This window comes from Spirillospora sp. NPDC046719 (assembly GCF_040645715.1).
Lineage (GTDB): Bacteria > Actinomycetota > Actinomycetes > Streptosporangiales > Streptosporangiaceae > Spirillospora.
Window position 1 is genome coordinate 1 of the sequence record NZ_JBEYYT010000419.1, and the last position, 8053, is coordinate 8053.

Annotated in this window: 6 protein-coding genes; 4 read left to right on the forward strand and 2 right to left on the reverse strand. The window is 74.5% G+C overall.

What is annotated here, in order from left to right:
* A partial coding sequence (locus ABZ914_RS41465; RefSeq protein ID WP_500200143.1) for a 5-methyltetrahydropteroyltriglutamate--homocysteine S-methyltransferase occupies positions 1-1044 on the forward strand: 1044 nt, incomplete at its 5' end.
* Positions 1045-1069: 25 nt separating this feature from the next.
* Here the strand turns inward: ABZ914_RS41465 and ABZ914_RS41470 are convergent.
* Positions 1070-1753 (reverse strand): GntR family transcriptional regulator, encoded by a 684-nt coding sequence (locus ABZ914_RS41470; protein ID WP_500200144.1) that lies wholly within the window; start codon positions 1751-1753, stop codon positions 1070-1072.
* Between the two features lie 65 nt (positions 1754-1818).
* Between ABZ914_RS41470 and ABZ914_RS41475 the strand changes: the two genes are divergently transcribed.
* Positions 1819-3006 carry an acyl-CoA dehydrogenase family protein gene (locus ABZ914_RS41475; protein ID WP_500200145.1) on the forward strand — a complete coding sequence of 396 codons (1188 nt, stop codon included), beginning with the start codon at positions 1819-1821 and terminating at the stop codon, positions 3004-3006.
* Positions 3007-3028: 22 nt separating this feature from the next.
* On the opposite strand, the gene polA is transcribed toward ABZ914_RS41475, so the two are convergent.
* Positions 3029-5659 carry a DNA polymerase I gene (polA, locus tag ABZ914_RS41480; protein WP_500200146.1) on the reverse strand — a complete coding sequence of 877 codons (2631 nt, stop codon included), beginning with the start codon at positions 5657-5659 and terminating at the stop codon, positions 3029-3031.
* A gap of 175 nt (positions 5660-5834) precedes the next feature.
* Between polA and ABZ914_RS41485 the strand changes: the two genes are divergently transcribed.
* On the forward strand, positions 5835-7121 hold the full coding sequence (locus ABZ914_RS41485; RefSeq protein ID WP_500200147.1) for a PP2C family protein-serine/threonine phosphatase: 1287 nt from the start codon (positions 5835-5837) through the stop codon (positions 7119-7121).
* Between the two features lie 39 nt (positions 7122-7160).
* Positions 7161-7967, forward strand: a complete 807-nt coding sequence (locus ABZ914_RS41490) for an SAM-dependent methyltransferase (protein WP_387027028.1) — start codon at positions 7161-7163, stop codon at positions 7965-7967.
* Positions 7968-8053: the final 86 nt, after the last annotated feature.

Consider the following 8053-nt stretch of genomic DNA (forward strand, 5'->3'; position numbering starts at 1 on the left):
CGCGACGACCACGCCCGCGGCCGCATCGACGGCCGGCGCCTCGCCGAGGCGGAGGACGCCGCGATCCGCGACGCCGTCGCGATGCAGGCCCAAGCCGGGCTGCGGACCGCCACCGACGGCGAGTTCCGCCGCACGTCCTGGCACATGGACTTCATCTACCGGCTCGGCGGGATCAGCCCGGCGGACGAGCAGATCAAGGTCAGGTTCCGCAACGAGTCGGGCGACCTGGAGTTCAGCACGGCCGCGCTGCGCGTGCACGACCGGGTCCGCCTCGAGGAGACGATCTTCGCCGACCACTTCCGCTTCCTGCGGGACGCGGCGGGCGAGGGCGTCACGCCGAAGCTGACGATCCCGTCGCCGAACATGGTCCACTACCGGGGCGGGCCCGCGGCGATCGACCCGGAGGTGTACCCGGACGTCGAGGAGTTCTGGTCCGACCTGGCCGCCGCGTACGCCGAGCAGGTCCGGCGGATCGCCGCCCTCGGCTGCCGGTACCTGCAGCTCGACGACACCAGCCTCGCCTACCTCAACGACCCGAAGCAGCGCGCGATGATCGCCGAGCGCGGCGACGACCCGGACCACCTGCACCTGCGCTACATCCGGCAGATCAACGCGGCGCTGGCGGGACGTCCCGCCGACCTCGCCGTCACCACGCACATGTGCCGCGGCAACTTCCGCTCGTCGTGGACGGCGGAGGGCGGCTACGACTTCGTCGCCGAGGCGCTGTTCTCCGAACTGGACGTGGACGGGTTCTTCCTGGAGTACGACGACCAGCGCTCCGGGGGCTTCGAGCCGCTGCGGTTCGTCCCGCCCGGCAAGACGGTCGTGCTCGGGCTGGTCACGACCAAGCGCGGCGCGCTGGAGTCGAAGGACGAGCTGAAGCGCCGCATCGACGAGGCCGCCCGGTTCGTCCCGCTGGAGCAGATCTGCCTGTCGCCGCAGTGCGGGTTCTCCTCCACGGTCGAGGGGAACGTGCTCACGGCGAGCGAGCAGTTCGCCAAGCTGCGGCTGATCGCCGAGACCGCCGAGGAGGTCTGGGGCTGAGCCCCTGCCCGCACGGCCGGACGGGCTAGATGGGCTCGGCGGGCTGCTGGACGGGCTCGGCCATGAGGTGTTCGAGGGCCGTGACCGCGTGCGCGCGGTGCACGTCGAGAACGCGGACGGCCTCGTCGGCATCCCCGGCGCGCAGCGCGGCGAGGGCCGCGCGGTGCTCGCCGACGACGCGTTCCCGGTTGACGCCCTCGCCGTAGTAGATGGAGCGGTAGGCGTCGGTGGCGTCCCACAGCGTGCGGATGAGCCGGGCGAGGCGCGGCATCGCCGCGTACTCGTAGAGCGCCATGTGGAACGCCCGGTTCGCCGCCGCCATCGCGAGCACGTCGCCGGCCCGCGCCGCGGCCTCCACCTCGTCCTCGGCGCGGTCGAGGGCGGCGAGGTCGGCGGCCGTCATCAGCGCGGCCGCGCGGCGCACCGCCTCCTCTTCGAGGAGGGTCCGGATGCGGTACACCTCGCGCAGGTCGCCGAGGGACAGCTCCTCGACGTAGTAGCCGCGGTGCGCGCGGTAGGTGACCAGGCCCTCGCCCTGCAGGGTCTTGAGCGCCTCGCGCAGCGGGACGCGGCTGACGCCGAACTCCTCGGCCACCACGTCCTGCCGGATCGGCGCGCCCGGGCGGAGCCGGCCGCTGGTGATGGCGCGCCGCAGCTCGTCGAGGACGAACTGCTGGGCCGTCGGCGGCCGGGTGCGCTGCACGGTCATCGGGCCACCATCTCACGCGGGGTCACTGGATCACGGATATTGGATCCAATACTAGACTCCCGCGCATGACGACCTCACCGCGCGCCAGGACCGTCCACCCCACCGCCCTGTTCGGCATCGACGGGCTCCTCAGCGAGGAGGAGCGCGAGATCCGCGCCACCGTCCGCAAGCTCTGCGACAGGGAGCTGCGCCCGCACCTGCCCGAGTGGTTCGACAAGGGCGGCATCCCGGCGCGGGAGCTGGCCAAACAGTTCGGGTCGATCGGCGTGCTGGGCATGCATCTGGAGGGTTACGGCTGCGCCGGGATGGGCGCCGTCTCCTACGGCCTGGCCTGCCTGGAGCTGGAGGCCGCCGACTCGGGCCTGCGCAGCCTGGTGTCCGTGCAGGGCTCTCTCGCGATGTTCGCGATCTGGAAGCACGGCAGCGAGGAGCAGAAGCGGCAGTGGCTGCCCGCGATGGCGCGCGGCGAGGCGATCGGCTGCTTCGGCCTCACCGAGCCCGACTTCGGCTCCGATCCCGCCGGCATGCGCACCCGGGCCCGCCGCGACGGCGCCGACTGGATCCTGTCCGGCACCAAGATGTGGATCACCAACGGGTCGGTCGCGGACGTGGCGGTCGTGTGGGCCCGCACCGACGACGGCATCCGCGGCTTCCTCGTCCCCGCCGGCGCCCCCGGCTTCGAGGCCCGCGACATCGAGCGCAAGCTGTCGCTGCGCGCCAGCGTGACCAGCGAGCTGGTGCTGGACGAGGTGCGGCTGCCCGCGGACGCGATGCTGCCGGAGACACGCGGCCTGTCCGGGCCGCTGAGCTGCCTGAACGAGGCGCGCTTCGGGATCGTGTTCGGTGCGATCGGCGCGGCCCTGGACTGCCTGGAGACCACCCTGGACTACGTCGGCGAGCGGCGGGTGTTCGACCGCCCCCTCGCCTCGTACCAGCTCACCCAGCAGAAGCTGGCCGACATGACGCTGGAGGCGGGCAAGGGGCTGCTGCTGGCGATCCACCTCGGCCGCCTGAAGGAGGCCGGGACGATCACGCCCGAGCAGGTCAGCGTCGGCAAGCTCAACAACGTCCGCGAGGCCATCGACATCGCCCGCACCTGCCGGACGCTGCTCGGCGCCAACGGCATCACGCTGGAGTACCCCGTCATCCGGCACGCGGCCAACCTGGAGTCGGTGCTGACCTACGAGGGCACCTCCGAGGTCCACTCGCTCGTCATCGGCCGCGCGCTCACCGGCGAGTCCGCCTTCCAGTAGCCGCGGGCCGGGCGGACGGGCGTCAGTGGGCGGCGGCGGCCCAGTCGGCGCCGATGCCGATCGCCACGTCCAGGCCGACCGCGAGCGGGTACGCGGTGCTCATCTCCGCGCGCACGAGGTCGCGGACGGCGTCGTGCTCCCCCGGCGCGACCTCCAGGACGATCTCGTCGTGGACCTGCAGCAGCAGCCGGCTGCGCGCCCCGGCCTCGGTGAGCGCCGCGTCCACCCGCAGCATCGCGATCTTGACGATGTCGGCGGCCGAGCCCTGCACCGGCGCGTTCAGCGCCATCCGCTCGGCGGTCTCGCGCCGCTGCCTGTTGTCGCTGGTCAGGTGCGGCAGGTAGCGGCGGCGGCCGAGGAGCGTGCGGGTGTAGCCGGTCACCCGGGCCTCCGCGACGACCTCCTCCAGGTAGTCGCGGACGCCGCCGAGCCGCGCGAAGTAGGCGTCCATCAGCGGCCGCGCCTCCGCCATCGCGATGCCGAGCTGCTTGGCCAGGCCGAACGCCGACAGCCCGTAGGCCAGCCCGTACGACATCGCCTTGATCTTGCGGCGCATGTCCGGCGTCACCGCATCCGGGGCGACCTGGAAGACCCGCGCCGCCATCGTGCTGTGCAGGTCCTCCCCTGACGCGAACGCGGCGAGCAGGGTCGGGTCCTCGGACAGGTGCGCCATGACGCGCAGCTCCAGCTGCCCGTAGTCGGCGGTCAGCAGCGCGTCGAAGCCGTCGCCGGGCCGGAACGCGCGGCGGATCCGCAGCCCCTCCTCGGTGCGGACGGGGATGACCTGCAGGTTCGGCTCGGTGGAGGTGAGCCGCCCGGTCGCCGCGACGGTCTGCTGGAAGGTGGTGTGGATGCGGCCGTCCGCGCCGATCTCCCGGACGAGCCCCGCGACCGTGGCGCGCAGCCGGGCCTGGTCGCGGTGGCGCAGCAGGATCCGCGGGAGGCCGTTGTCGGTCTGCGTCGCCAGCCAGGTCAGCGCGTCCAGGTCGGTGGAGTGCCCGGACTTGATCTTCTTGGTCTTCGGCAGCCCCAGCTCGCCGAACAGCACCTCCTGGAGCTGCTTGGTGGAGCCGGGGTTGAAGGGGTGCCCGGCGATCTCGGCGGCGTCGTTGGCGGCGCGCTGCATGCCGTCGGCGAAGTGCCGCTCCAGCTCGCGCAGGAGCCCGGCGTCCACGGCGACGCCGGTGCGCTCGGCGCGGGCGAGCAGGCCGGACAGCGGCAGCTCGACGTCGCCGAGCAGCTCGCCCATCCCGGTGGACGCGAGGTCGGGGGCGAGCCGTCCGGCCAGGTCGAGGACGGCGCCGGCCTGCAGCATCAGTCCCTCCGGGCCGTCCTCGGGCGGGCGGCGGCCGAGGTAGCGGGCCGCGACGTCGGCGACCCCGTAGGCGGCGAGGCCGGGCAGCAGCAGGTAGGCGGCCATGGCCGTGTCCACGGTGACGCCGCCGAGCCGCCACCCGCGCTCGGGCAGCACGCGCAGCAGCGCCTTGGCGTCGTGCACCGCCTTGGGGCGGTCCGGGTCGGCGAGCCACGCCGCGAACGCGGCCTCGTCGGCGGCGGTGAGGGCGGACGGCTCGAACGCGGCGGCGAACCCGTCGGCGGTGGCCAGCGCGATCCGGTGGACGTCGCCGGAGCCGCGCGCCCATACGTGGTCGGCGGCGAGGCCGACCAGGCCGGTCGCCCTCACGGCGAGCCACGGCGCCACCTCGTCCGGCCCGAGTTCGTGGCCGCGCAGCACGGGCCCGGCGGGCTCCTCGGGACGGCCGCCGCCGGGGTCGGCGGCGAACAGGCGCTGCCGCAGGCTCGCGTTGCGGAACTCCAGGTCGTCCAGCAGCAAGGTGAAGGCGGCGATGTCGTAGGGCCGGCGCCGCAGGTCGCCGACGTCCACGGGGAGGTCGACGTCGCGGACCAGCTCGGTGAGCCGCCGGTTCAGCCGGACGGTGTCGAGCGCGGCGCGCAGCCGCTCCCCCGCCTTGCCCTTCACCTCGTCCGCCCGCTCCAGCAGCGCGGCGAGCGACCCGTACTCGCGGATCCACTTCGCGGCGGTCTTCTCGCCGATGCCGGGGATGCTCGGCAGGTTGTCGGACGGGTCGCCGCGCAGCGCCGCGAAGTCGGGGTACTGCGCGGGCGTCAGCCCGTACTTCGCCTCGACCGCCTCCGGCGTGTACCGGATCATCTCCGACGCCGTCCGGTAGAAGTACAGGACGGTCACGTGGTCGCCGACGAGCTGGAGCGCGTCGCGGTCGCCGGTGACGACCAGCACGTCCAGGCCGTCCGCCGCGGCCTTCGTCGCGAGGGTCGCGATGACGTCGTCCGCCTCGTAGCCGGGCGCCCGCAGCACGGGGACGTTCATCGCGCCGAGCAGCTCGTCGAGGACGGCGAGCTGCCCGCCGAACTCCTCGGGCGAGCGCGCCCGCGTCGCCTTGTATCCGGGGAACGCCTCGGTGCGGAACGAGCGGCGCGAGACGTCGAACGCGACCGCGAGATGCGTCGGGCGCTCATCGCGCAGCGCGTTGGCCAGCATGTTCGCGAACCCGTAGACCGCGTTGGTGGGCTGGCCCGCCGTCGTGCTGAAGTTCTCGACCGGCAGGGCGTAGAACGCCCGGTAGGCCAGCGAGTGGCCGTCCAGGAGCAGCAGGCGGGGCCGGTCGGTCATGTCCCCATCCTCGCAGCCGCGCGGGCGCCGGCGGCGCGGCCGGGCCGGGCGGCGGAAAGCGGAGGCTCCTTCCGCGAAGCCCTTGCGGCGGCCGCCCGGCGCACGAAATGATCATGTCTGCACGATTCAGCGCCCCTCGTCACGATTCACCGAGCGCCCGCGGGAGGCGTACGACGTGAACGCCGAATCCGAGCCCGACCGGCTCCGGCTGCTGAGCGCGGCGAGCACCGGGATGGCCGGCGTCCTGGACATGGAGCGGGTCGCGCGGCACCTGGTCGCGGTCGCGCTCGGCGGGTTCGCCGACACGGTCGGGGTGTACGTCGCCGAGCAGCTGATCGTCGGGGACGAGCCGCCCCGCCCGCCCGGCGTCCGCGCCGTGGAGACGCGCCGGATCGCGGTCGGCGCGACCGGCGCCGACCTGGAGCCGCTGTTCCCGGCCGGGGAGATGGTGGTGTTCGCGGCCGGCAGCGCCTACGCCGCGTGCATCGCCGACGGGGCGCCGCAGCGGTTCGGCGAGCTGGACCGGCACCTCGTCCTGGAGCCGCGGGTGCCGCCGCCGCGCCCGGCCCGCGAGCGGCTCGCCGACCTGGCGGACTTCCTGCTCGTCCCGCTGCGGACGGGCGAGGCCGTGCTCGGGCTCGCCGCGTTCGCGCGCGGGAAGGCGGCGGGGCCGTTCACCGACGCCGACGCCGCGCTGGCCGGCGAACTGGCCGCCCTGACCGCCCGCTGCCTGGACGGCGCGCGCCGCTACCAGCGCGAGCACGCCGCGGCGCGGGCGCTGCAGGCGGGCCTGCTGCCGATGCCCCCGGGCGCCGTCCCCGGCGTGCGGGTGGCGCACCGGTCGGTGCCCGCGGGCCGGGCCAACCTCGTCGGCGGCGACTGGTGCGACGTCGTCCCGCTGCCCGGAGGGCGGCTCGCGCTCGTCATCGGCGACGCCATGGGCCACGGCTCGGCCGCCGCCGCGGCCATGGTGCAGCTGCGCGCCGCCGCGCGCACACTGGCGATGCTCGGCAAGGACCCGGCGGAGATCCTCACCTGGCTGGACCGCATCGCGCCCGACATCGGCCCCGTCCAGTTCGCGACCTGCGCGTGCGCCGTCCTGGACCCCGCCGCCGGCACCGCCGAGATCTGCCGCGCCGGGCATCCGCCGCCGATCCTGCTGCGCCCGGACGGCGGCTGCGACGTCCTCGACCTGCCGCCCGGGCTGCCGCTCGGCCTGGACGGCGCCGACTACGAGAACACCCGGGTGGCCGTCCCGGACGGGTCCACCCTCGTGCTCTACACCGACGGGCTGATCGAGACCCGCGCCCGCGACCTGGAGGCGGGGATCGCGGCGCTGCGGTCCGCGCTCGCGGGCCGGGCGGGCCTGCTGGAGGACGCGTGCGCCGACGTCGTCGCGAAGCTCGTCGTCCCGCCGAACCACGACGACGTCACCGTGATGCTCGTGCGCACCGGCACCTGACCGGCCGGGGCGCGCGACCGCACAACGAGAGGGGATCCGTTGAACGACCCGGACTGGGCGACCGGCATCGACCCGAACCAGGCGAGCGTCGCGCGCGTCTACGACTACCTGCTGGGCGGCGCGCACAACTTCTCCGCGGACCGCGACATCGCCCGGACGCTGGAGGCCATCGAGCCGCAGGCCCGCGCGATCGCGGCGGCGAACCGGGCGTTCCTCGTGCGGGCCGTCCGGTACCTCGCCGCCGAGGCCGGCGTCCGGCAGTTCCTCGACATCGGCTCGGGCATCCCGACGCAGGGCAACGTGCACGAGATCGTCCGGCGGGTGGACCCGGCGGCGCGGGTCGTCTACGTCGACCGCGACCCGGTGGCGGTCGCGCACAGCACCGCGCTGCTGGACGGCGACCCGAACGCCGCCGTGATCCGGGCGGACCTGACCCGCCCGGCGGACGTCCTCGGGCACCCGACCGTGCGGAAGATGATCGACTTCGACGAGCCGGTGGGGCTGCTGCTGGTCGCCGTCCTGCACTTCGTCACCGACGCGCAGGACCCGGGCGGCATCCTGGCCGAGCTGACCGCGCCGCTCGCGCCGGGCAGCCACCTGGCCGTCAGCCACGGCACGCACAAGCGGGAGACCGGCGAGGCGGTCGCGACGGTGTACCGGCGGGCCGTGGCGCAGGGCGAGCCGACGCTGCGCACCGCCGAGGAGATCGGCGCCTTCTTCACCGGCTTCGACCTGGTCGAGCCCGGTCTCGTGCACGGCCCGCTCTGGCGCCCGGACTCGCCCGACGAGGTGCCAGACGACCCGTCCCGCTTCTGGTTCCTGGTGGGCGTCGGCCGCAAGCCCTGACCCCCGCCGGTCCGTTCGCCTGCGGCGGGGGGGCCGCAATTAAACGCCCAGAAGGGCGCCCCCGCCCGGGCAACCCCCCCGGCACG